Genomic DNA, 23,495 nt, shown 5'->3' on the forward strand with positions numbered 1-23,495 from the left:
CGGTCGGCAGAACAGGATAAAGTGATGAGCGCCATCGATTACGATATTGGATCGACTGCCACGGAGGCCGAGGAAGCCCCGCGCTTAGGCAATCTCGACAATATGCGGCCGCTACCGCGCATTTCCGTGCATGTCTTCTGCGAAAGCGAGGAGTTGCAGCAGGTGATGGACCGATGCGCCAACGATCGCCGCATGTCCAAGGTCAACCTCCGGATCACCAGCGGTGGCACGGCTGCTGCTGCGAACATGTTTGCTTCGACGCCGACACCCAATCTGATTATCCTCGAGACGCGCGCAAATTCGCGCAATCTGCTGGCCGAACTGGCGCCGCTCGCGGCCGTCTGCGATCCGAGCACCAAGGTGATCATTGTCGGTTACCACAATGATATCGCCCTTTACCGCGAACTGATACGCAACGGCATTTCCGAATATATCGTCCAGCCCGTTGATATGAACGATATCATGACGGCGATGGCGGGGATCTTTATTGACCCCGACGCGGAGCCGCTCGGTCGCAGCATTGCCTTCGTCGGCGCCAAGGGCGGGGTGGGCGCATCCACGATCGCGCATAATTGTGCCTTCGGAATCTCGACCCTGTTCTCCACCGAAACCATTCTCGCCGATCTCGATCTGCCGTACGGCACGGCCAACATCGATTTCGACCAGGACCCCGCTCAGGGTATCGCCGAAGCGGTTTATGCGCCGGAGCGTCTGGATGAGGTCTTCCTCGATCGCCTGCTGACCAAATGCTCGCAGCATCTGTCCTTGCTGGCCGCGCCCTCCATGCTGGATCGTGCCTATGATTTCGACGGTCAGGCATTCATGCCCGTACTGGATGTTCTTCAGCGCAGCGCGCCGGTGGCCGTCCTCGACGTACCCCATCAGTGGACGGAATGGACACGCTCGGTGCTTGCGGCTGTCGATGAAGTCGTCATTTGCGCCGCACCCGATCTTGCCAATCTGCGCAACACCAAGAACCTGATCGACGCGCTGCGCAAATTGCGCCCCAACGACAAGGCGCCGCATCTCATTCTCAATCAAGTCGGCATGCCGAAGCGTCCCGAGATCAACCCGGTAGAATTCTGCGCGCCATTGGAGACGGATCCGATCGCCATCATCCCGTTCGACATCAGTCTGTTCGGCAATGCGGCCAATAGCGGCCGCATGATCTCGGAGACGGATCCGAAGTCGCCGATCGCCGAGACCTTCGCGCAGATATCGCACATCGTCACTGGGCGCATCGCTATGAAGAAGGCAAAAAGGGGTGGCCTGCTTGGCCGCCTGAAGCGAAAGTAGTTGTTTGATTTCGCATGAGTTTCGGAGGGTGGATTTCCCTCGGTGAAAATCATGCTGTAGTAATGGAGTTGGATCGAGAGCATGTTTGGCAAGCGCGGAAATGAAGGTTCTGCAAAGAGCGGTGGCGGCGCACTTCCGCCGGCGCCGGCGCGCGCGCCTGCCACCACCGGCGGGCCGGCAGTGCTGGTCGAGCCGTCGCGCGACACGGCGCAGCCGCGTCAACAGGTGGCACCGCCTTCGATGCAGACGCCCACCCGACGCCGACCCGCACGCACCGAGGAATACTACGACACCAAGGCGCAGGTCTTTTCCGCGCTCATCGATACGATCGACCTGTCACAGCTTTCCAAGCTCGACAATGAAGCCGCGCGCGAAGAAATCCGCGATATCGTCAACGACATCATCACCATCAAGAATTTTGCGATGTCCATTTCCGAGCAGGAGGAACTGCTCGAGGATATTTGCAATGACGTGCTTGGCTACGGCCCACTGGAGCCGCTGCTGGCACGCGATGATATCGCCGATATCATGGTCAATGGCGCAGGCCAGACTTTCATCGAAGTGGGCGGCAAGACCGTCGAATCCGAAATCCGTTTCCGTGATAACGCCCAGCTTCTTTCCATCTGCCAGCGCATCGTAAGCCAGGTCGGCCGCCGCGTCGATGAATCGAGCCCGATCTGCGACGCTCGCCTGCCTGACGGCTCGCGCGTCAACGTCATAGCGCCACCACTGTCGATCGACGGCCCAACGCTTACCATTCGCAAATTCAAGAAGGACAAGCTGACGCTCGACCAGCTCGTCCGCTTCGGCGCCATCACGCCGGAGGGTGCGACACTGCTGCAGATCATCGGCCGCGTACGCTGCAACGTCGTTATCTCCGGCGGCACGGGCTCGGGCAAGACGACGCTTCTGAACTGCCTGACCAATTACATCGACCGTCACGAACGCATCATCACCTGCGAAGACACTGCCGAACTGCAGTTGCAGCAGCCGCACGTCGTGCGCCTCGAAACCCGGCCGCCGAATATCGAAGGCGAGGGCGAGATCACCATGCGCGACCTCGTCAAGAATTGCCTGCGTATGCGCCCCGAACGCATCATCGTCGGCGAAGTGCGCGGTCCCGAAGTCTTCGACCTGTTGCAGGCGATGAATACGGGCCACGATGGCTCCATGGGCACGATCCACGCCAATACGCCGCGCGAATGCCTGAGCCGTATCGAATCGATGATCGCGATGGGCGGCTTCAGCCTGCCGGCCAAGACCGTGCGCGAGATCGTTTCCAGCTCCGTCGACGTGATCATCCAGGCCGCGCGCCTGCGCGACGGTTCGCGACGTATCACCCAGATTACCGAGGTGATCGGCATGGAGGGTGATGTGATCATTACGCAGGACCTGATGCGCTATGAGATGGACGGCGAGGACGCCAATGGCCGCATCATCGGCCGGCACGTCTCCACCGGTATCGGCAAGCCGCATTTCTGGGATCGCGCGCGCTATTATAACGAGGAAAAGCGCCTGGCCGCCGCCCTCGATGAGATGGAACAAAAATCGCAATAGGACTCCCTATGTTCGGTGTCGATCCAACGGTGCTACTGATTGTCTTGCTTACGGCCGTCTCCGCGGCCGCGATCTGCTATGGCATTCTTTATTCGCGGATCGAGACGCAGAAGAAGGCCGACAGCCGCGTCAACCGGGTCAGCCAAGCCGAGACCGACCGGTTGAAGGTCAAGGCTACGCGCGACCGTGTTCAGGAACTGTCGAAGCGGCGCAAGTCCGTGCAGGATTCGCTGAAGGATCTGGAAAAGCGCCAGACCGAAAACACCAAGAAGAAGCAATCGCTGAAAGCGCGCCTGGGACAGGCTGGCTTGTCGCTGACGCCGGCGCGTTTCTACGTCTTCGGCGTGCTGTTCGGCCTGTTCGTCATGGCGATCCTTTTCATCGGCGGCGCGCCGTTCCTCGTCATCCTGGGATTGCCCTTCGCTGCCGCCTTCGGTTTGCCGCGCTGGGTCGTCGGCTTCCTCATCAAGCGCCGGCAGAACAAATTCCTCGACGAATTTCCCAATGCGCTGGATCTCATCACGCGCTCGCTTCGCGCTGGTCTGCCACTCAATGATGCCATTCGGCTGGTGGCGGGCGAGGCGCGCGAGCCAGTCAAGACCGAGTTCCAGCGGGTGGTCGAGGCGCAGCAGGTCGGCCTTAGCATGTCGGATGCCTGTGGGCGCATGAACAACCACATGCCGCTGCAGGAAGTGAGTTTCTTTGCGATCGTCATCACCATCCAGGCGCAGGCTGGCGGCAACCTGTCCGAAGCGTTGGGCAACCTGTCGCGGGTGCTGCGTGAGCGCAAGAAAATGAAGGCGAAGGTCCAGGCGCTGTCGATGGAAGCAAAGGCGTCCGCCGTCATCATCGGCGCGCTGCCCTTCATCGTCATGCTGCTCGTCTACCTGACGTCGCCGCAATACATGATGATCCTGTTCACCGATCCGCGCGGTCACCTGATTCTGATGGGCGCCGGCATCTGGATGTCGATCGGCATCTACATCATGCGCAACATGGTCAATTTCGAGATCTGAGCGAAAGGAGCCGCATAGCCCATGTCCGATCTGGCCTCTCAACTGACCGATCCCGGCACCATTCTCGCCGTGGTCGTGGCGATCGCCGTCTTTGCCACCTTCTATACGATTGCCATGCCCATGCTTGAACGCGGCGATCTCAATAAGCGCATGAAGGCCGTGTCGACGGAGCGCGAGCAGATCCGGGCGCGTGAGCGGGCGCGGCTGAGCGCCGAAGGCGGCAAGGCAACGCTGCGCAACCAGAACAATCGTAACGTCAGGCAGATCGTCGAGCGCTTCAATCTGCGCAACGCGCTGGTGGATGCAAATACGGTCAACCGTCTGCGTGCCGCCGGCCTGCGTTCGGAAAACGCGCTGAACATGTTTCTGGTGGCGCGGTTTCTGTTGCCGTTCCTGTTCCTGGCCGTTGCCATCGTTCTGGTCTTCGTTCTCGGATATTTCGCCGCCAAGCCTCTTCCGATCCGCCTGCTCGGTGTCATCGGCACGGCCTATCTCGGCTTTTATTCGCCGAACATCTATATTTCCAATTTGGTGACCAAGCGTCAGAAGTCGATCAAGCGCGCCTGGCCCGATGCCCTCGACTTGATGCTGATCTGCGTGGAGTCAGGCATATCAATCGAAGCCGGCATGCGCCGTGTGGCCGAGGAAATGGCGGAGCAATCTCCAGCGCTTGCCGAGGAAATGGTGCTGACCACAGCGGAGCTTTCATTCCTGCAGGATCGCCGCACGGCTTTCGACAATCTTGCCGCCCGCACCCAGATCGAACTTGTAAAGTCGGTGACCCAGGCTCTTATCCAAGCCGAGCGTTACGGCACGCCGCTATCGCAGGCTCTGCGTGTCATGGCGCAGGAAGGCCGTGACGAGCGCATGAATGAAGCGGAAAAGAAGGCCGCCGCCCTGCCGCCGAAGCTGACTGTGCCGATGATCGTCTTCTTCCTGCCCGTTCTGATGGCGGTCATTCTCGGCCCGGCGATCATTCAGGCCATGGACAAGTTCTGATCGGCAAGCTTGCAGGCGGCGCCGGAGCGTGATTAATCTTCGATCTGAAGTCGCCGGCAGCATCAGCGAATGACCCCCGAATGCGTGTGGAGGTTCGTATCGGCCGCCTTGCGGATTTCCAGGCATGTTCGGAGGTGTCGCATGTCATCCATAGCCATATTTTTCAGTGTTATCGCCGCAGTCTTCATCGGGGCTGTCAGCCCCGGGCCGAGCTTTGTGCTTGTATCCCGCATTGCCGTTTCCCGCTCCCGCAAGGCAGGTCTCGCCGCCGCCTTCGGCATGGGAACCGGCAGCGTCATCTTCGCGACGCTGGCTCTGTTCGGTCTCAGCGCCCTATTGATGAAGGTCGAGTGGTTGTACCTCGCGCTGAAGGTCGCCGGCGGGCTCTATCTGATCTATGTCGGCATCCGCATCTGGCGCAACGCGGCGCATGATCTTCCCATCGACGCACCTGCCACGCCGGCCGCGGGGGGCATAATACGCAATTTCCTGTTTGCGCTTGGAACCCAGCTCAGTAATCCGAAGACAGCCATCTTCTATGGCAGTATTTTTGCAGCACTTCTTCCGGCGTCTCCCGCTCCCTGGCTGCTGCTCACCGTGCCGCCGGCAGTTTTCGTGGTCGAGACGGGCTGGTACATGGTGGTGACGATGGCTTTTTCGTCCAATCGCCCGCGTGCGCTCTACATCGGATCGAAATTGTGGATCGACAGGGTGGCCGGTGCCATCATTGGAGCGCTCGGAGCGCGGTTGGTGATCGACGGTCTGCCGCGGCATATCTGGCGTTGAGCAACTAGCGAACGGGCAATTCCAGAAGCAAGCACCGCTCATTTTACTGGAATTATTTTATTGGACCGTTTTCTTCGCATCACCGCTGGCGGCTAGCTTCTGCCAGGAGTTCTGCTGCGCCAGCATGGAGCGCAGATAGGCGACGTTGGCGTTTGCCTGCTGCGGCGTCAGCTCTTGCCGGGCGATCTGCTCGGCTTCGGCGAAGCGGCCCTGCAGGCCGACCACAAGCGCGAGGTTCTGCCGCACGCGGCTATCGGCGTCCGGCTGGGTGACGGCGGAGCGAAGATAGGTTTCGGCATTCTTGAGATCGCCTGTCAGCACGTAGGACATGCCGAGGTTGGAAAGGATCGTCGGCTCGTTGGGAGCCAGCACCAGCGCGTCGCGATATTTGCCGCGGGCATCGGTGGAACGGCCGAGCTGGTCGAGGATCGCGCCTTGCGCGGACGCCAGGCGCCAATCGGGTCGGTCGGGGGTCTGGGCGCGATCGATGGTCGCCAGCGCCTCTTCCAATTGGCCTGCCGCTGCCTGCGCCTTGCCATAGGCTGCCAGCACGCCGCGATCGCTCGGATTGTTGATCGCAACCTGCTGCATGACAGCAAGCGCCTGGTCGTTGCGGCCGCTCATGCGCAGGGCATTGGCATAGTTGACGCCGGCGTCGCGATCCTTCGGATTGGCGTCATAGGCCTTGCCGAAGGTAAGGGTTGCCTGCGCCAGGTCGCTGCTGTTCATCGTGTCGAGGGGCTTCGACGCCGTCGGGATCGAGCCGGTCGTCATCTTGTCTTTGCCCGTTGTCGAGCAGCTTGCGAGTGCGAGCGCCAGAAGCGCGGCCGAGGTGCCCTGAAAAAGAAAGGTTCTGAACGAAGACGCGGTTGAACCGGCGGACATGACGCTTTTCCCTGAATCCTTAAGACTTGCGCCCGGCCTAGAATCGGAACAGGGAAAGGTTCGACGCAATGTTCGCTCCAGCAATAATCTGTTAACCCTAACAGACGGTTAACTCTCGATTCCCTGAAGTCATCGTCAAAGGAAAGTCATGGCCCCCTATCAGTTCATCGAGCGCGCGACGCCCTTCAATTCGAAGGGTGGGGCGACGCTGCCGATCTTTGCCGTCACGCCGGCGCATATAGAGACCGGCACCATCGATCCCATCGCGCTCGATTGGGCGCGCAAGGCCGGCTACAAGGCCGATAGCGGCTCCTTGCTCCTGATCCCGACCGCCGACGGGCATCTCGGCGGCGCATTGTTCGGCCTCGGCTCCAATCCGTCCGAGCAGCCCTTCCTGACAGGCAGGCTGGCGCGCAGTCTGCCGGCCGGCGACTGGCATATCGAGACGGCGCCTTTGACGGCGAACCGGCTTTCGCTCGGCTTCGGCCTCGGCAGCTACCGTTTCGAGCGCTACAAATCCGAAAAGGCGACAGCGCCGACGCTCATGATCCCGCGCGATACCGATGCCGCCGATATCAAGCGTCAGCTTGCCGGCGTCTTCCTTGCCCGCGATCTCATCAACACGCCGACCAACGACATGGGGCCGGAGCAGCTCGAAGCAGCCTTCCGGGCGCTTGCCCAGCACTACAAGGCTGACATGTCCGTCATCATCGGCGATGATCTCCTGAAGGAGAATTTTCCGCTGGTGCACACCGTGGGACGCGCCAGCGCCGATGCGCCGCGCCTCTTGGAACTGCGCTGGGGCAAGAAGGGCCATCGCCGCATCACGCTGGTCGGCAAGGGCGTCTGCTTCGATACTGGTGGCCTCGACATCAAGCCGGCATCCTCGATGCTTCTGATGAAGAAGGATATGGGCGGGGCCGCCAATGTCATGGGCCTGGCGCTGATGATCATGGACGCCAAGCTCAAGGTCGACCTGCGCGTCATCGTTCCGGTCGTCGAGAACTCGATTTCGGCCAATGCATTCCGCCCCGGTGACATCTACAAAAGCCGCAAGGGCCTGACCGTGCAGATCGACAACACGGATGCTGAGGGACGGTTGATCCTAGCCGATGCGCTTGCCTATGCCGACGAGGATGCGCCTGACCTGATGATCGACATGGCGACGCTGACCGGAGCTGCCCGCGTCGCGCTCGGGCCGGACCTACCGCCGTTCTTCACCGACGACAACGACCTTGCCAGCGATCTGACCGAGGCGAGCCTGGAAACGGACGACCCGCTGTGGCGCATGCCGCTCTATATGGGCTACGACAAGGATATCCGCACGAAATTCGCCGATATCACCAATGCGCCCGCCGGCGGCATGGCCGGCTCCATCACCGCTGCCCTGTTCCTCAAGCGTTTCGTCACGAAAACGCCGAGCTGGGTGCATTTCGACATCTTTGGCTGGGCTCAGAGCGAACGACCGCACTCGCCGGGCGGTGGCGAGGCACAGGCGATCCGGGCGCTGTATCATCATATTCGGCAGAGCGTGCGTTAGGGGTGGACACTGCCCTTCATCCGCCCTCGTGGTTCGAGGCTACGGTCCTTTGGACCTTCGCACCTCACCATGAGGGCTAATCTTCTCGCCGGTCGACAGGGCCTCGGACCACGAGGTGGCCACGGACCGCCTCTATGTGCTGCAACCACCGTCTCCCTGCATTGCGGGGCGAAGGGGTTGATGAATCCCCCTTGAAACCGCCACGATCTTGGCCGAGACTGGAACGGTAGCGTAACGATTTTCGGGGTTGCCCTTGCCGCTCGATCTCTCCGCCTCGCAGGCTCTCGGCCTCTGGCACGGCGTGACGCTCACTCAGGTGCGCCGCGAGGATCATGATTTGACGCTGCGGCAGACCGCGATCCTGCTGCAGATCTACCTCGTGCCGCCGCCGCATACGGTGCGCGGGCTTGCCGCGACGCTCGGCGTCACCAAGCCGGTCATCACCCGGGCGCTTGACACGATGGGCGAGATGGGGCTGGTCGACCGCGTGCGCGACGATCGCGACCGCCGTAATGTCATCATCAAGCGCACGGTTACCGGCGCGCTTTATCTGGAAAAACTCGGCGATCTCGTTATCGAGCAAGGCCGCAAACTATGAATTCGGGATTTTCTTCATGACGCTCGACCGCCGTCTCAACGCCTTCAGACCTGACCTCGCCGAAGCCTCGCTACGAGGCAAAGTCGAAGCCGAACGCTTCGTCGAAGGCAGCAAAGCACAGGTCGCAACACCTGTTGTCGCGCTGCGCGCGAAGCCGGACCTCGCCGCCGGCATCGATACCGAGCTGCTGATGGGCGAGGAGGTGGTGGTTTTTGAGCGCAGCAACGGCTGGTGCTGGGTCAAGTCGCTATCGGACGACTATGTCGGCTATCTCCCCGAAGGCGCGGTCAAGGAAGGGGCGGCGGCAGCGACGCACATCGTCATCCCGCAACGTACCTTCCTCTATCCAGAGCCGGAACTGCGCAAGCCGTACGTTACCGTGCTTTCGATGGGCAGCCGCGTGCGCGTCACCGGCACCGCCGAAGCGCGCGGCAATCATTACGTCGTTCTGGAAGACGGCACCGCCATCTTTGCCAAGCATGTGCAGCCGATCGGCTATAATGAGGGTGGTGACTACGTCGATGTCGCCCTGCATTTTCTCGATACGCCCTATCTCTGGGGCGGCCGCTCCGGCCTGGGCATTGATTGCTCCGGGCTGGTGCAACTGGCGCTCTCGATGACGGGGCGCGCAGCGCCGCGTGACACCGACATGCAGGCCGCCGGGCTCGGCGAACCGATCGCCCGCGAGGATCTCAGCCGTGGCGATTTCGTCTTCTGGAAGGGCCATGTCGCGATCATGGAGGACCCGGAGACCATCATCCATGCCAATGGCCATACCATGACGGTCGCGCGCGAGAATTTCGCCGCCGCCGTCGAGCGCATCGGCTGGCTATACCAGCAGCCGACCGGATACCGCCGCTTCGTCGGTTGATTTGTCTCGGAACAGTCTTTCCGCTCGCTCGTTATTCTTCTGATCGCGATATCCTATCGAGAGGAGAAGAAACATGCCCGTCACGGCGATGGAAAAGGCAGTTAGGGATATTCTGTTCGACAGCCATATCCGCAAGAGCAGCAAGATCGACAGGCTGCGCGAATTGCAAAGTGAAGCGCGTGGCATCCAGCGCGCCGGCAGCGAAAGCTCGATGAGCGCGGATGACGGTCTTCAGGACGATCTGCGCGTCATGGAAAAGGCATTGCACGATCTCCATGCCGACATCGAACAGAAGGGCGCCGCAACGCTGTCATGCGGTTTGGTACCTTCTTCGGCCACTAGGCCGCCTCTACTGCGTACGCGGCCTGGCAATCCAGATGCCTGCAACGATGATGATTCCGCCCAGGCCCTGTATCAGCGTGACGTTTTCGCCGAACAGGATCCAGGCGAAGAGCGCGGCGGCGATCGTTTCCAGGAAAATGACCAGCGACGAGAAAACGGTCGGTAGGCGCCCGAGTGCCACCGATAGCATGCCTTGCCCGCCGGCGTGACTGACAAGGCCGAGCGCGAGGAGAACGCCCCATCCCGAAGCCGATTGCGGCAGCATCCTCGGCTCGAAGAGGAAGGCAATGACAAACAGGATCGCCGAGGTGACGACGCTCAATTCGAAGGTCACGCGTGCGGCATTCGTCCTGCCGCGCGCTGCGCCGACCGCCAGAAAATAGAGGCCGAAGAAGGCGCCGGTGATGATCCCCAGTGTATCGCCGACGGCGCGGCTTGGATTGAACGCAAGGCTCTGGACCACAAGCGCCGTGCCGCCCGAAAGGCATACCAGGAGCCCGATAAGCGTGGCGCGGTTGACCCTTTGCCGCAGCAGCAGCCAGCCGAAGATAACGACCCATAGCGGCGCCATCGTTGCGAAGAAGGTCGCGTTGGCGATGGTGGTCCGCAGGATGGCGAGATGCCAGAAGAACAGGTCCCCCGTAAAGGCGAGACCGGCAAGGATGGTCGCCAGCGTGAAGCTGGCGCGGGGCGCATCGACCTCTGCCCCCTCCGCATATCGCATCCATACCCAAAGGATCGGCAAGGCGAGAAAGACACGCCAGAATGCGCTGGCGAAGGGACCGACATCGGCCAGGCGCACGAGGCTGGGGGAGATGCTCATCGCCAGCGCCGCGAGAACCATCGCCACCAGGCCGACAACCAGACCCTTCGAGCCATCGGATGCGGAGGTTGCGCCGATGGTAGCAACGTCTTTCGCCGCCATGGTTTCGGCAAGGGCTGGGGAGTGGATATCGTATTCGGTGTCGGGCGAGGACATTCCTGTACCTTTTTGGAGTCAGATGGCTTGTGGCGCAAATCTATTGCATAAGAAGAGAGGATTTGGCTCCATTTTGGCAGTCTTCGTGCAATTTTGTTTCTTCTTTGATGACGGGATGTTTTGAAATGCGCAACCCTGCCGATCTCGATGATTTCGATCTGGCGATCCTCAAGATTCTTCAAAAGGACAACACCGTCCCGCAGCGCTCGATCGGCGAGCAGATCAATCTGTCGGCGCCGGCGGTGCAGCGGCGCATCAAGCGCATGCAGGCGTGCGGCGTCATACAGGCGAATATCGCCGTCGTCGATCCGGCAGCAGTGGCATTGCCGATCACCATCATCGTCGAAGTCCAGATCGCCAACGAACGCTACGATCTTATCAATGCGATCAAGCGCAGCTTCCTCGAAGCATCAGACGTTCAGCAATGTTACCAGGTCACCGGCGAGGCGGATTTCGTTCTCGTCGTCGTCGTGGCCAGCATGTCCGACTATGAAGTCCTGACGCGCCGCCTTTTCTACGACAATCCGAATGTCACGAAGTTCAAATCGCTCGTCACCATGGACCGAGTGAAGATCGGTCTTTCCCTGCCATTGACGCGAGATTAGCCGGCTGTCCGAACGTCCTGCTCAACCCGGTCGCTTCGGCCAGTTGGTAACACCGCCGGTCCAGTCCTCGAAGGCCTTGGAGAGCCGCAGGACCAGCATGTCGCCGAAGCGTGGGCCGACGATCTGCAGACCGATCGGCATGCCGGAGCGGGAAAAACCGCAGTTGATCGAGGAGGCCGGCTGCTCCGACATGTTCCAGGGAACGGTGAAGGCGATGTGCTCGAAGGGCAGGGCCGGGTCGTTCGTGGGCGAGGCCCACTCCGCCGGATAGGAAACGATCGGGTTGGTCGGCGAAAGCACGGCGTCTACCTCAGTGAAAAGCTTGCCGCAGCTCTTGCGCATCTCGATCGTCTGGTTGAAGCCGCGCACCGCCTCGACGCCGCTGACATCGGCACCGCTCTTGGCCCATGTGTGGATGTAGGGGAGGATCAAGTTGCGGCGTTCCTCGCTGAGACCCATGATATCGCCCCAGAACCGTGCCCGCCAGAACACGTCGAGTCCGTCCAGCATCTGCCGCGTCAGCACCGGTGCAACATCGACGATGACGGCGCCAGCTTCTTCGAAGCGTCTGGCGGCAGCAACCACCGCATCGCGCACCTCGTCATCGACGGGCAGGCCGCAGCCGCCATCCAGCATCAGGCCGATCTTCATTCCCCTGACGTCGATGTCGAGGTCCATCCAATCGATTTCGTCCGGCGGCAGACTGGTGCCGTCGCGCCAGTCGGGTCGCGACAGCGTCGCCATGGAGAAGGCCGCATCCTCAACGGTGCGGGTCATCGGCCCGGCACATCGCCCGACATAATAGGGATCGACGGGAATGCGGCCATGGCTCGGCTTGAAGCCGAAAATACCGGTCCAGCCGGCCGGCAGGCGCACCGAGCCGCCGATATCCGTGCCGATATGCAGCGGCCCAAAGCCGGCTGCGGCGGCGGCCGAGGCTCCGGCGCTCGAGCCGCCGGGATTTTGCGAGGGATCCCATGGATTGCGGCTGAGCTTGTGGAAGCTGGAGAGACCCGAGGAGAGCATGCCATAGTCGGGGCAGGTGGTCTTGGCAAAGATCACCGCACCGTCCTCGCGCATGCGGGCGGCGATCGGCGCGTCCTCTGTTGCCGGGACGAGTTCGACGGCGGCCGTGCCGAGCGGCACCGGCTGGCCCTTGGTGGCGATCAGCTCCTTCAGCGTCACCGGGATGCCATCCAGCGGCCCAAGTGGCGCGCCCTTCGCCCAGCGTTCGGTGGAGGCGACGGCCTGCCTGCGCGCGTCGTCGGGATCATAGGCATAGAGGGCTGATATCGTCGGCTCCCATGCATCGATATGCTTTTCGAGCGCCAGCCAGTATTCGCTGGGCGACAGGCTCTTGTCGGCGAATTTGCGCTTGAGGTCTCGGATGGAAAGATCGGTCGGTTCGGTCATGGTCTATTCTCTTCGTGTCTAAAATCAGCGTGCCGCCTCGCGAGGGTCGAGAAGGTCGCGCAGGCCGTCGCCGAGCAGGTTGAAGCCGAGGACTGACAGTGCGATGGCAAGGCCCGGCAGCAGGGCGAGCCACGGCGCGGCATGGAAATAGGTCTGAGCATCGGCGAGCATCCTGCCCCAGGTCGGCTCCGGCGGCGGAACGCTTAAGCCCAGGAAGGCAAGCCCGGCTTCGGTCAGGATCGCGAGGCCAAGCTGGATCGTCGCCTGCACGATGATGCCGCTCAAGATATTCGGCAGTACGTGACGCACGGTGATCGAAAGCTGCGTATTGCCGATCGCGCGCGCCGCCAGCACATAGTCGCGGCTCCAGGCCTGCAGAGCAGAGCCGAGCGCCACGCGGGCAAACACCGGTACCATGAAGACGGCAATGGCCAGAATTGCGGTTGTCCGCCCCGTTCCCAGAAAGGCGCCGAGGATCATGGCCGAGAGGATGGGCGGCAGCGCGAAGATCACGTCGCAGGCGCGCATGACCAGCGCCTCGAAAACACCGCGTTGCGCAGCGGCGGTGATGCCGATGATTGTCCCGAGCGTGCCGCCGATCGCAACAGCCGAGACCGAGATCGACAGCGAGTTCCAGCAGCCGGCCATCAGCATCGACAGCACATCGTGGCCGAGCTGATCCGTGCCAAGAAGCCCGAAACCGAAAGGCGGCTGCAGCTTGTGGATGATCTGCATCTTCGCCGGCGGCACCGGGGTCCAGAACAGCGAAAGAATGGCGATGCCGACAAGCGCGAGGATGATGATCACCCCGACGATCAGGTTTGCGCGGCGCAATCTACGAAAGCGAGAGCGGTGGGGACGGGCGACGGTTGCGCTGTCGGTGACGCTCATTGTGCACCTCCAGCGCGAAGCCGGGGATCGATGACCAGATAGGAGAGATCCACCAGAAAGTTCACGACGATGACAAGGCCGGCAAAGAACAGCACCACATCCTGAAGCACGATGATGTCGCGCTGGCTGAGCGCCTGATAGGCGAGACGGCCGAGGCCTGGCAGGGTGAAGACGTTCTCGATCAGCACCGCGCCGGCGACCAGAAAGGTGAACTGCAGGCCGAGAATAGTCAGCACCGGCACCAGCGCGTTCGGCACCACATGTCCCCAGAGCACCTGGCTTCGAGAGAGGCCTTTGGCAAGCGCCGTGCGGGCAAAATCCTCATGCAGCGTGTCGAGCACGGCCGAGCGGGTGACCCGGGTCAGCACCGCCGCCTGCGGCAGGGCAAGGGCGACGGCCGGCAGCACCAGCGATTTCATCGCTGGCCAGAGCCCATTGCCCCAGCCGGGAAAGCCGCCGGCCGGCATCCAGCCGAGCGAGGTGGCAAACAGCAGCACCAGCAGCAGCCCCACCCAGAAACCCGGTACGGCAATGCCCATCTGCGAAAACAGCGCGGCGAGGATATCGAAGACGCCGCCGCGCCTGGCGGCTGCCGCGACGCCGAGCGGCACCGCGATGAGGACGGAAAGCACGACGGCAAGGGCGGCGAGCGGCAGGGTGACGGCCAGTCGCTCGGCAATCAAGCCGGCGACCGGGACGCCGTATGTATAGGACTTGCCGAGATCACCCGTCAGCGCGCCGGCAAGCCATTGCCCGTAGCGGACGATCAGCGGCTGATCGAGGCCCATGTCATGCCTCAGCGCGGCAAGCGTTTCCGGCGTCGCGGATGTCCCGAGCGTGATGGCGGCGGGATCGCCCGGCAGCAGCGCCATGACCACGAAGACCAGCAGCGAGACGGCGATCAGCGTCAGAAGGAGCCCGAAAATCCGGCGAATGAGGAGTGCGATCATAGCATGTCCATGGCCAGGTTAATCCGGCTAAGAATGTGGAACCGGCCCGCGCTTTGAAACCCCCTTCTCCCCTTTGGGGAGACGGTGCCCGATAGGGCGGTTGAGGGGGGCGAGGGATAAAATCCCGAGCGCCTTGAGCGTAAGCAAAAGGCAATCTTCGGCCTGGCAGCCCCCTCATCCGACCCTTTGGGCCACCTTCTCCCCGCTGGGGAGAAGGGATTAGTCGTCGTTCGCGAAAGAAATACCAAGATCATGCCCAATCAAACTGTTGGAGCGATCAGTCTTCCCAGGAAACGTTGGTGAGGACGTTCGAGGGAATAGGCTCGCTTTCCCAGAGGCCCTTCAGTTTCTTGTCCCAGACGCCGAGCTTCGGCATGACGAAGAGGAAGAGTGCGGGCACATCCTCGGCGAGAATGGTCTGCGCCTCTCCGTAAAGCTTGTTCTGCTCGACTGGGTCGGCGGTGAGCTGGATCTTTTTCATCAGCTCGTTGAAGGCTGGATTCTTGTAGTTGAAGTAATAGGGATCGCGCGAATAGATATCGATATCGAGCGGCTCGGCATGCGCGACGACGGTCATGTCGTAGTTGCGGCCGCTGAAGACGTCCTGCACCCATTTCGCCGGAAACTCCGTCGGCTCGATGTTCATGGTCACGCCGATATCGGCAAACATGGCCTGCATCACCTGGGCGCTGCGCGGCGCATAGGTCATCTGCGGCGTCTTGATGGTGAAGCTGAAGCCGTTTGGATAGCCGGCTTCGGCAAGCAGCGCCTTGGCCTTGGCGGCATCGTAGGGCAGCGTGCCCGTCACGTCCTTGTAGCCGGGATCGTTCGGCGTGTAGTGGCTGCCGATCGCCGTGCCGAAGCCCGACCAGGCGCCTTCGATAATGGTCTTGCGATCGAGCGCCATCATCAGCGCCTGGCGAACGCGCTTGTCGTCGAAGGGCTTGCGCGTATTGTTCATGCCCGCCACGACCTTGAGCTCGGTATTGCCGATCTTGGTCATCAGCCTGGGATCGCCGTCGAAGGAGCTCATCAGCTCGGGCGCGGCGAATTCCGGAAAGGCATCGAGATCGCCGGCCTTCAGGGCCGCGGCCTCGGCCTGCGGGTCGGAAATGAAGCGGAAGGTGACCTTGTCGAGCTTCACGTCGACGGCCTTGTTCCAGTAATCGGGGTTCTTGGTGAGGTCGACATGGTCGCCCTTCGCCCAGGCGGAAAACTTGAATGGGCCCGTGCCGACGGGCGTCGTCTTGTCGTTGGCGGAGGACTTCGGCCCGACCATCACAGAGGAAGGCCAGCCGAGCCAGTAGAGCAGGCTGCCGGTCGGTGAGGAGAGATGGAGGACCAGCGTTTCCGGATCAGGCGTGTCGATCGAGGCGATGGTCGCGAAAAAGCGCTTCTGCGGATTGACGGAATCGGCGCCGCGGGCGCGATCGAGTGCGAATTTCGCCGCTGCCGAATCGAAAGCCTCGCCATCGTGGAATTTGACGCCGCCCTGCAGCTTGAACGTATAGGTCAGGCCATCGGGAGATATTTCCCAGCTCTTTGCGAGCTGTGGCACGATCTTGCCGCTTTCGTCGATGGCGACCAGCCCCTCGAAGATATTCTGCCAGGTGACCTGACCGATCGCGACGGGCGCTGCGATCGTCGGATCGAGGCCGGTCGGCTCGACGCTCATGCCGAGATTGAGTGTCGTCTTGGCGGCTTGCGCTGGCGTTAGACCAAGTATCAAAAGACCGGCCGAAAGTGCCGCACCGCAGGCGAGACGGCGCGCAAAATCGCCGAGGCTCGGGCGTAAAAAGGTGGTCATTTCAGTTCCCTTGCTTTTGTCCGCAAGTCCGGCTTCCCTTCCGGCATGCAGTCTTTTCAAGATAGTGTCACCTAGCGGGCGTACACACAATTCCGAAAATGTGTGCTCAGTGTAGCCGATATCGCTACACTGAATTCCTTCATCTGCAGTATTTCGATCAATCCTGTCTCTCCTTGGCAGTCAGTTGCTGGCGCATGAAGCGCTCGATGAAATCAAGCAGCTTGCCGGCCGCAAAGGAAAGCTGCCGGTCGGGCGCGACGCAGAGATCGATCGGCGTTCTCACCGCCTTACCATCAGCGACGGGCAAGGCGACAAGCTGGCCTGCCGCGATCTCTCGCTGCACTGTCAGAGCCGGCAGCATGGTGATCGCAGCACCACGCAGCACCAGCTCCTTCTGCATTTCCAGCGATCCGGTCTCAAACACCGGATCGAGCGTCAGCCCCTCGCGCTCGAACAGCGCATCGAAGGCTTGCCTTGCGCCGAAGGAGCGATCGGGAACGGCAAGCGCGTGCGCGGCGATTTCGGCCACAGTGATCTCCTTGCTACCCGCGAGCGGATGCGAGGCCGCGACGATCACGTCGTAAATCAGCTCGGAGCGCAGGCGCACTTTGATTCCCGAAAGCGGCGGGGCAAACAGCGTCACCGCCATATCGGCCTCGGCGCTGTTGACGGCTTCGATGGCGCCGCGCGCGGTGGTGATGGTCACCTCGAAGCGCAGTCTTGGATAGCGCAGGCTGAATTCGGCAAGCGCGGGAGCGAGGATATTGGCGACGGCAGCGCCACTGGCATAGACGCTGACCCGGCCGCGTTGCAGGCCCTTCAGGTCCTCGATCAGCTGATGCACATGCTCGAGTTCGCGCAGCGTCCGGCCAGCGCGAGCGGCCAGCAATTCGCCGGCGGCCGTCAACTTGACGCCGCGGGCGCTGCGCTCCACCAGCTGCGTGCCGAAGTGATATTCGAGATTCTCGATCTGCCGGCTGATAGCCGTCGGCGCCACATTCAGGTTTTCGGCCGCCTGGCGCATCGAGCTGGTGCGCACCAGTTCGTCGAAATAGATCAGCGCCCGGATCTGCATGCGCGAAACCTCCGGCTAGGCGACAGGTTTGGCGAAGCGATCCCGCCATGCGGGCTGCGCACTCTCGACCGGCAACGCCGTCGCCTCGTAAACGCCGCGGGCGATCGCGCGCGCCATGACGATGGCGGCGAGGTGGCAGAGTTCCATGAAGCTCGGCATGTCGTCGCGATCATGCTTGTTGGTGGAGGCCGCAAATACGGTATCGCCGTCCAGTGGCAGATGCGTCGGCAACAGGGCGCGAGCAAAGCCGTCATGGCCTAAGATCGACAGGCGATGTGCCTCCGCCTTGGTCAACCGTGCATCGGTGACGATGGCGCCGATCGTCGTGGCGGTGACATTGGTGCCCTTCAGCCGCAAGCGCGAATCGATGGTCTGCGGCATGCCGAGCCCGCCAAATTCGCCATCCTCCTCGAAAGGAGCGGCCCAGAAATGCGGCCCATCACCAATGGTGGCCGAGCCGAGCGCGTTGACGGCGACGATGGCCGCGATCCGATGTCCCCTGCTGCTGATGGCGCTGGCCGAGCCGAGCCCGCCTTTGACCGTTGCAGTCGTGGCGCCGGTGCCGGCGCCGACGCTGCCGAGCGCAAACGGCCCTTTGCCCGCCGCCTTGAAGGCGGCATAACCCATGTCGCGATAGGGCGAATGCAGGCCCCAATCCTTGTTGCCGCCATTGATGAGATCGAAGAGGATCGCCTGCGGCGCAAGCGGCACCCGCGCGTCGCCGACCTGCAGACCGCGGCCGATTTCGCGAAGACCCGCCTGAACACCGCCGGCCGCATCGAGCCCGAAGGCGGAGCCTCCCGAAAGAACGAGGCCGTCCACTACTCCAACAGTCATTGCCGGATCGAGCAGCGCCGTATCGCGTCCGCCCGGCGCGCCGCCGAGCACGGTGCAGGATGCGACCGCCGGCTCGTCAAAGATGATGGCGGTGACGCCGGAGCCGAGCGCAAGATCGGTGCAATGACCGACGGCGACGCCTTCGATATCGGTCAGGAGATTGAGAAGAGCAGCCAATGAAAAATCCTTCGCCTTTCGCAGCGCGAGGTGGTCATGGCGATAGGACCGTAAAGAGGGGGAAAAGACAAGATGGGTTTGTGGGTGGTTGGGGCCGACCCTCGTGGTTCGAGGGCCCTTCGGGCCACCTCACCATGAGGGCGGAGTAACCTTCGGGTCGAGATACAACAAAGTCCGACTCCGGAAACGCAAGCAGGATAGGTCCGGCGATTGTAACGAGAAGACTAGCCCTCACCCTGAGGCAGGAGCATGGCGACCCTCGAAGGGCGAGGGCGGGTGGTCAGAAATGGTGGAGGAAACGGCAAAGCCGATCCATTAAACATGGATCGGCTTTGCCCGTTGGCGAGAGAGGAGATCGCGGATCGCGAGCTTCACTTCGTCCGTGTTTCTGAAATGCTGCTCGTCCAGATCGTGGACGTGATATTTCACAGCAATGAACTTGAGTCGATCCTGGTCAGGAACGACGATGCCGACCGGAACGCCGGCGTATTCGATAACTTGCTTCTTCATAAATATACTCCCTCCGCACCGCTATCGGCGCAGACATGGCGAATTGACTGTTTGAATCCGGTAAGGGGACGAACGTCACATTCGACAGCGCGGGCTGGAGCGCGCGCCCGAGCGGTCATGGCCAAGCACGGACCGCCCAAGGATCGAAGCGATGGCTTTAAAATTCAGCATGTCACGTCCCTAGTTGGTGTTGTACTTGTTAAGGCTCCGATTCCAGAGCCGGTGATCCGATGTGTTATTGTCTACAATCTTAGTAGATAATAACAAATACATCTCCAGAAACATATTCCGAAAGATGTCAAAATATCGACGATCGGTAAAATATAATTCCGTACCTGGCTAATTACGGGGTAGGTTGTGTCAACCTCCGCGCAACCTTCCGTAGTGGAACGGTATTGCCAATCACCGACAGACAAGTAGGAATGAACGAGAGATTCGACAATGCCCCGGCGGCATTAAAATTCACCCGCCGCTAAATTACCCTAATGGTTAATGGTGCTGTTGGACGGATCAAAATCCGTCCCCAAGCACCTTTTCCAGCGCCTTCACGAAGAAATCGGCACTCTCGGCGGAAAGGCAGAGCGGCGGCTTGATCTTCAACACATTCAGGTGATCGCCGGTCGGCTGCATGACGACCCCGAGATCGAGCAGGCGCTCGCAGATCGCAGCCGTCTCCTCGGTGGCGGGCGTCAGCGCTTCACGGTTGCGGACGAACTCCACGCCGAGGTAGAGGCCCATGCCGTGCACCGCGCCGATCAGGGGAAAGTGCTCCATGAGCGCGATCAGCCCCGCCTTCAGGCGATCGCCGACGAGCTGGGCGTTTTCCTGCAGGTTCTCGTCTCTCAGAATGTCGAGAACCGTAAGCCCGACGATGGAGCTTACCGGGCTGCCGCCGGCAGACGAGAAGAAATAGCCTTCCTTTTTCAGCGATTCGGCAATCTCGCGGCGGGTGATGACAGCGCCGAGCGGATGGCCGTTGCCCACGCCCTTGGCGATGGTGATGATATCGGGCACGACGCCCTGGCTCTCGAAGCCCCAGAAGTGCTCGCCGAGCCGGCCATAGCCCACTTGCACCTCATCGGCGATGCAGAGGCCGCGGCGCTGCCGCACGGCATCATAGACGCCGGCAAGATAGCCATGGGGCAGGGTGATGCCGCCGGCATTGCCGTAGACCGGCTCCGCGATGAAGCCCGCAAGGCCGTCGCCCTTTTGGTCGATGACCTGCAATTTTGCGGCGACGTCGTCGAGATAATCGGGGCCTGAGTCAGGGCCTCGGAACGGGCCGCGATAGGTATTGGGGGAGATGACGGGATGGACCCAGTCGGGCCGCGTCGTCAGCGCCTGCGGATTGTCGGCAATCGAGGTGGAGACGGCGTCGCTCGCGACTGTCCAGCCATGATAGGCCTCCAGCAGGCAGAGTATGTTTCTCTTGCCCGTATGCGCCCAGGCAAGGCGAATAGCGAGATCATTGGCTTCGGAGCCGCTGTTGACGAGGAAGACGCTGTCGAGCCCCTCCGGCGCCAGCGTCGCCAGCCGCTCGGAAAATTCGGCGACCGCGGCATAATGGAAGCGGGAGTTGGTGTTGAGCCGGGACCATTGCTGCGCGATGGCCGCCGTCAGTCGCGGATGGGCGTGGCCGAGCGTGGTGACGTTGTTGACCATGTCCAGATAGCAGCGCCCCTGCATGTCGAACAGGAATTCGCGCCAGCCTCGCTCGATCTGCGGCGGGGTCTCGTAATAATGTTTCTGCGGCTCGGCGAAATGCGCATTGCGCAAGGAAAGCAGCGCAGAGGAATCCGGCCGTGGCGCTTCGCAGGCAGTGTTGAGAAGAGCTGCGGGCGAGGGGCAGACGGCAGACCATCCATCAGCCTGATCTGCCGTCGCAAAGAGCGGCGGCTCCAGTGTCGGCACGCGGCAGAACTGCACGCGCAATCCGCCGATCGCCGATCCCTCGCTGCCGATCGTGCCCAGGGTCGCGCCCTGTTCGATGGCCGCGCCGTCTTCGAGCGCGCTCTCGACGCCGTCGAGATGCAGGCTGATCTCGTCGCCGACAAGGACGAGATGCTGGCCTTGGCGCTGCAGAAGCCCGAGGAAGGGCGCAGCAACCGTCGCGCCGGCCGGCAGGCAGATGTCGCTGTGCAGGGCGAAATTCTGTGGCGGCGCCATGCTGAGCGGAGCGGCAAGCGACAGGCGGAATTCGCCGTAGCGCGTTGCCGCCGCGCCGGAAGCAATCGCCGCCTGGGCAAGCAGCCGCCAGTCCATGTCAGGCTTTTGCCAGTTGCCATTGATAAAATCCGGCCCGGTGACGGAAAGATCGACAGCGACGATCTCTTGCGGATCGATATCCGGCAGCAGCGCCGCCCAGCCTTCGGTCGCGATCGGGGCGATATCGAAGCCGATCGTTCGCAGGATCGCGGCCTCCATCACATCCGGTTGCGCACCGGTCGCGACATCGAAGATCTCGCGTTCGAAATCGAGATTGCCGCGCACATAGTCGTTGTCGGGATCGATGACGAGCTGCTGTTCGGTGCTTGCGGCCAGGATGACGGCGCGCGCGACGATCAGGGGCCATAGGGCCTTCGCCTCGGCCTCTTCCAGCGGATAGATGGCATGATAGGCCCTGATGGCGGGAAGGATATGGAAGGGATTACCATCAGCGTGATGCAGCAGCGAGGCGCAGGTGACGGCGAGATCGCCGACCAGCCAGCCCTGGATGATATCGCCGAAATCGATCACACCGTCCGGGACGAGCTGACCGTGCGCATCGGGGTGGCTGACGACATTGTCGTCGGTGACATCGTGATGGACGGGCTGCACGCGCAACGCGCTTGCAAGCGGCTGGATGCGCTTGACCGCCGCCACCATTGCCTTGGCGATGCGGTCGCGTGCCTCATGGTCCGTTATCGCCGACAGGAGCTGCACGGCGACCGGCCCGGCCCGGCGCAGGTCCCATTGCAGGTTCCGGTGAAGGCCGGGATGCTCGAAATCGGCGAGATCGCGTGCGAGCCGGGCCGAAAGTGCGCCGAGGCCGGCGGCGGCTGCCGGCGACAGATGCTTGCGCCGCGTCAATGTCTGGCCGGGGAGAAAACCGAGCAACCGGACGAGATAGTCCTGTTCGCGGATGGTGATGGTGAGAATGTCGCGGCCGTTGAGTGACGGCACGACATCGGGTACGCGCGGCGCATCGGGCTTGCCGTGCAGATGGCGGATGGCGGCGTTCTGCGCCTCCAGTTCGACCAGCTCATATTCGGCCCGGCATATCTTCAGCACATAGGCGTTGTCGCCGGCATCGATGCGATAGTTGCGGTCCTGCTGGCTGCCGAGTTCGCTCAATGCTCCGCTGAGGCCATAATGCGTCTGCAGGATCTCGGCTGCGTCTTCCGGCGTGATATCCGGTCTTTGCAGTTGCATACGGTTCACGAGCGCGGCGTCAGCCATGGCATCCCCCCGGACGGTTCATTTGCGTCGACACTAAACCATTCCATCCTAAAGAAAATCACCGAAAACAGATAGGGTGGTCGAACGATAAGTCAGAAGATAGGCTTCGCGCGGCATCCGCCCAGATGCCGACCTCAGTGGAATAGCTGCAACCGGCCCTCGTCTCGCCGGACGATTTCCGTCGCCTCGCCAAGTGTTCTCGCCTTTGGCACGAGCATCAGTCGCGCTTCGGATTGCGGGCGTCACAGCTCGCGAGAAGGTGAATTGACAGGCCTTCAAATCAGCCAGGTTCCGGTCGATCAACCCATTTGCGCCGAATCCCAGGACCACCGGAGAACCATCACATGTCCACCATTACCGAGGCCTCGCCCGATACACCAACGCTCCGATACAGACCGTCGCAGCGAATCCTGCACTGGACTATGGCCATTGTGATCATCTCAGCTCTCGGCCTCGGCCTTTATTGCTCGTATCTCGTGCCGGGCTCGGCGCTTCGCCGCGTCCTTCTCGATGTGCATAAATCGCTCGGCATGACGGCGCTGGTGTTGATTATAATCCGCCTGCCGCTCAGGCTCTCTTTCGGCGAGCCTGCCTATCGGCAGCCGCTCGGCGCACTCAACCACTATGCGGCGCGCGGCGTGCACATCCTGCTTTATGCGCTGATGATCCTGATGCCGCTCGCAGGCTACACGACCTCCGCGGCCGGCGGTCACGACCTGCCGTGGTTCGGGCTTTTCCAGTGGCCTAATCTCCTGCCGCTCGACAAGCCGCTGGAGAGAATCGCCGCCGAAATCCATGAATATGGCGCTTATTGCCTATATGCGATCGTCAGCCTGCATATCCTCGCAGCCCTCTGGCACCACATCTTCCAAAAGGATGAGGTGCTGCGGCGGATGCTGTAATTGGGAAAGGCCGTCGATCGA

General features: G+C 61.8%; 20 protein-coding genes. 10 read left to right on the forward strand and 10 right to left on the reverse strand.

Translation table 11 applies throughout. From position 1 onward, the window contains the following. Nucleotides 1-24: 24 nt before the first annotated feature. The 5 genes from JTP94_RS03495 to JTP94_RS03515 all read left to right on the forward strand — a co-directional run bounded on the left by JTP94_RS03495 (nt 25) and on the right by JTP94_RS03515 (nt 5,654). Nucleotides 25-1,296 (forward strand): CtpF protein, encoded by a 1,272-nt coding sequence (locus JTP94_RS03495; RefSeq protein ID WP_204849172.1) that lies wholly within the window; start codon nt 25-27, stop codon nt 1,294-1,296. An 81-nt stretch (nt 1,297-1,377) separates the two neighbouring features. After that, nucleotides 1,378-2,853 (forward strand): CpaF family protein, encoded by a 1,476-nt coding sequence (locus JTP94_RS03500; protein WP_204849173.1) that lies wholly within the window; start codon nt 1,378-1,380, stop codon nt 2,851-2,853. Nucleotides 2,854-2,861: 8 nt separating this feature from the next. Further along, a complete protein-coding gene (locus tag JTP94_RS03505) occupies nt 2,862-3,869 on the forward strand; it encodes a type II secretion system F family protein (RefSeq protein ID WP_204849174.1) in 1,008 nt (335 codons plus the stop codon). 21 nt (nt 3,870-3,890) lie between these two features. Continuing rightward, complete coding sequence (locus JTP94_RS03510) at nt 3,891-4,868, forward strand: type II secretion system F family protein (RefSeq protein WP_204849175.1); 978 nt, start codon at nt 3,891-3,893, stop codon at nt 4,866-4,868. Between the two features lie 141 nt (nt 4,869-5,009). Then, nucleotides 5,010-5,654, forward strand: coding sequence for a LysE family translocator (locus tag JTP94_RS03515; RefSeq protein WP_204849176.1), 645 nt, complete (start codon nt 5,010-5,012; stop codon nt 5,652-5,654). 57 nt (nt 5,655-5,711) lie between these two features. Here the strand turns inward: JTP94_RS03515 and JTP94_RS03520 are convergent, their stop codons facing one another. After that, a complete protein-coding gene (locus tag JTP94_RS03520) occupies nt 5,712-6,539 on the reverse strand; it encodes a tetratricopeptide repeat protein (protein WP_204849177.1) in 828 nt (275 codons plus the stop codon). A gap of 148 nt (nt 6,540-6,687) precedes the next feature. Here JTP94_RS03520 and JTP94_RS03525 point away from each other — a divergent pair, with 148 nt between their 5' ends. From JTP94_RS03525 to JTP94_RS03535, 3 genes are all read left to right on the forward strand, one after another. Beyond that, nucleotides 6,688-8,079: a M17 family metallopeptidase gene (locus JTP94_RS03525; RefSeq protein ID WP_204849178.1), complete on the forward strand. Its 1,392-nt coding sequence runs from the start codon at nt 6,688-6,690 to the stop codon at nt 8,077-8,079. A 253-nt stretch (nt 8,080-8,332) separates the two neighbouring features. Continuing rightward, complete coding sequence (locus JTP94_RS03530) at nt 8,333-8,677, forward strand: MarR family transcriptional regulator (protein ID WP_034511967.1); 345 nt, start codon at nt 8,333-8,335, stop codon at nt 8,675-8,677. A gap of 16 nt (nt 8,678-8,693) precedes the next feature. After that, complete coding sequence (locus tag JTP94_RS03535; RefSeq protein WP_204849179.1) at nt 8,694-9,548, forward strand: NlpC/P60 family protein; 855 nt, start codon at nt 8,694-8,696, stop codon at nt 9,546-9,548. 349 nt (nt 9,549-9,897) lie between these two features. Here JTP94_RS03535 and JTP94_RS03540 read toward each other — a convergent pair whose 3' ends face one another. Beyond that, a complete protein-coding gene (locus tag JTP94_RS03540) occupies nt 9,898-10,869 on the reverse strand; it encodes a DMT family transporter (RefSeq protein WP_204849180.1) in 972 nt (323 codons plus the stop codon). Between the two features lie 125 nt (nt 10,870-10,994). On the opposite strand from JTP94_RS03540, the gene JTP94_RS03545 reads away from it, so the two are divergent. Beyond that, nucleotides 10,995-11,474, forward strand: coding sequence for an Lrp/AsnC family transcriptional regulator (locus JTP94_RS03545; protein WP_204849181.1), 480 nt, complete (start codon nt 10,995-10,997; stop codon nt 11,472-11,474). A gap of 21 nt (nt 11,475-11,495) precedes the next feature. Here JTP94_RS03545 and JTP94_RS03550 read toward each other — a convergent pair whose 3' ends face one another. The 8 genes from JTP94_RS03550 to JTP94_RS03585 form a co-directional block, all read right to left on the reverse strand. Beyond that, entirely contained in the window at nt 11,496-12,887 is a 1,392-nt protein-coding gene (locus tag JTP94_RS03550) for an amidase (RefSeq protein WP_204849182.1), read from the reverse strand. 24 nt (nt 12,888-12,911) lie between these two features. Further along, the gene (locus tag JTP94_RS03555) at nt 12,912-13,778 is read right to left on the reverse strand and encodes an ABC transporter permease (protein ID WP_204849183.1); all 867 of its coding nucleotides are present in this window, start codon (nt 13,776-13,778) and stop codon (nt 12,912-12,914) included. After that, nucleotides 13,775-14,728 carry an ABC transporter permease gene (locus tag JTP94_RS03560; RefSeq protein ID WP_204849184.1) on the reverse strand — a complete coding sequence of 318 codons (954 nt, stop codon included), beginning with the start codon at nt 14,726-14,728 and terminating at the stop codon, nt 13,775-13,777. Before JTP94_RS03560 ends, JTP94_RS03555 begins: the two co-directional genes overlap by 4 nt. Before the next feature lie 277 nt (nt 14,729-15,005). Next, nucleotides 15,006-16,535, reverse strand: coding sequence for an ABC transporter substrate-binding protein (locus JTP94_RS03565; protein ID WP_204849185.1), 1,530 nt, complete (start codon nt 16,533-16,535; stop codon nt 15,006-15,008). 157 nt (nt 16,536-16,692) lie between these two features. Beyond that, nucleotides 16,693-17,610, reverse strand: a complete 918-nt coding sequence (locus JTP94_RS03570; protein ID WP_204849186.1) for a LysR substrate-binding domain-containing protein — start codon at nt 17,608-17,610, stop codon at nt 16,693-16,695. Between the two features lie 15 nt (nt 17,611-17,625). Continuing rightward, complete coding sequence (locus tag JTP94_RS03575) at nt 17,626-18,624, reverse strand: P1 family peptidase (RefSeq protein WP_204849187.1); 999 nt, start codon at nt 18,622-18,624, stop codon at nt 17,626-17,628. 315 nt (nt 18,625-18,939) lie between these two features. Then, complete coding sequence (locus JTP94_RS03580) at nt 18,940-19,134, reverse strand: hypothetical protein (protein ID WP_034511945.1); 195 nt, start codon at nt 19,132-19,134, stop codon at nt 18,940-18,942. 510 nt (nt 19,135-19,644) lie between these two features. Continuing rightward, nucleotides 19,645-22,572 carry an aminotransferase gene (locus tag JTP94_RS03585; RefSeq protein WP_204849188.1) on the reverse strand — a complete coding sequence of 976 codons (2,928 nt, stop codon included), beginning with the start codon at nt 22,570-22,572 and terminating at the stop codon, nt 19,645-19,647. Nucleotides 22,573-22,916: 344 nt separating this feature from the next. On the opposite strand from JTP94_RS03585, the gene JTP94_RS03590 reads away from it, so the two are divergent. Next, entirely contained in the window at nt 22,917-23,474 is a 558-nt protein-coding gene (locus JTP94_RS03590) for a cytochrome b (protein ID WP_204849189.1), read from the forward strand. The last annotated feature ends 21 nt before the right edge of the window (nt 23,475-23,495 follow it).

It is taken from the genome of Martinezella lusitana, from assembly GCF_016901135.1.
In the GTDB taxonomy this organism is placed as follows: Bacteria; Pseudomonadota; Alphaproteobacteria; order Rhizobiales; family Rhizobiaceae; genus Rhizobium; species Rhizobium lusitanum_D.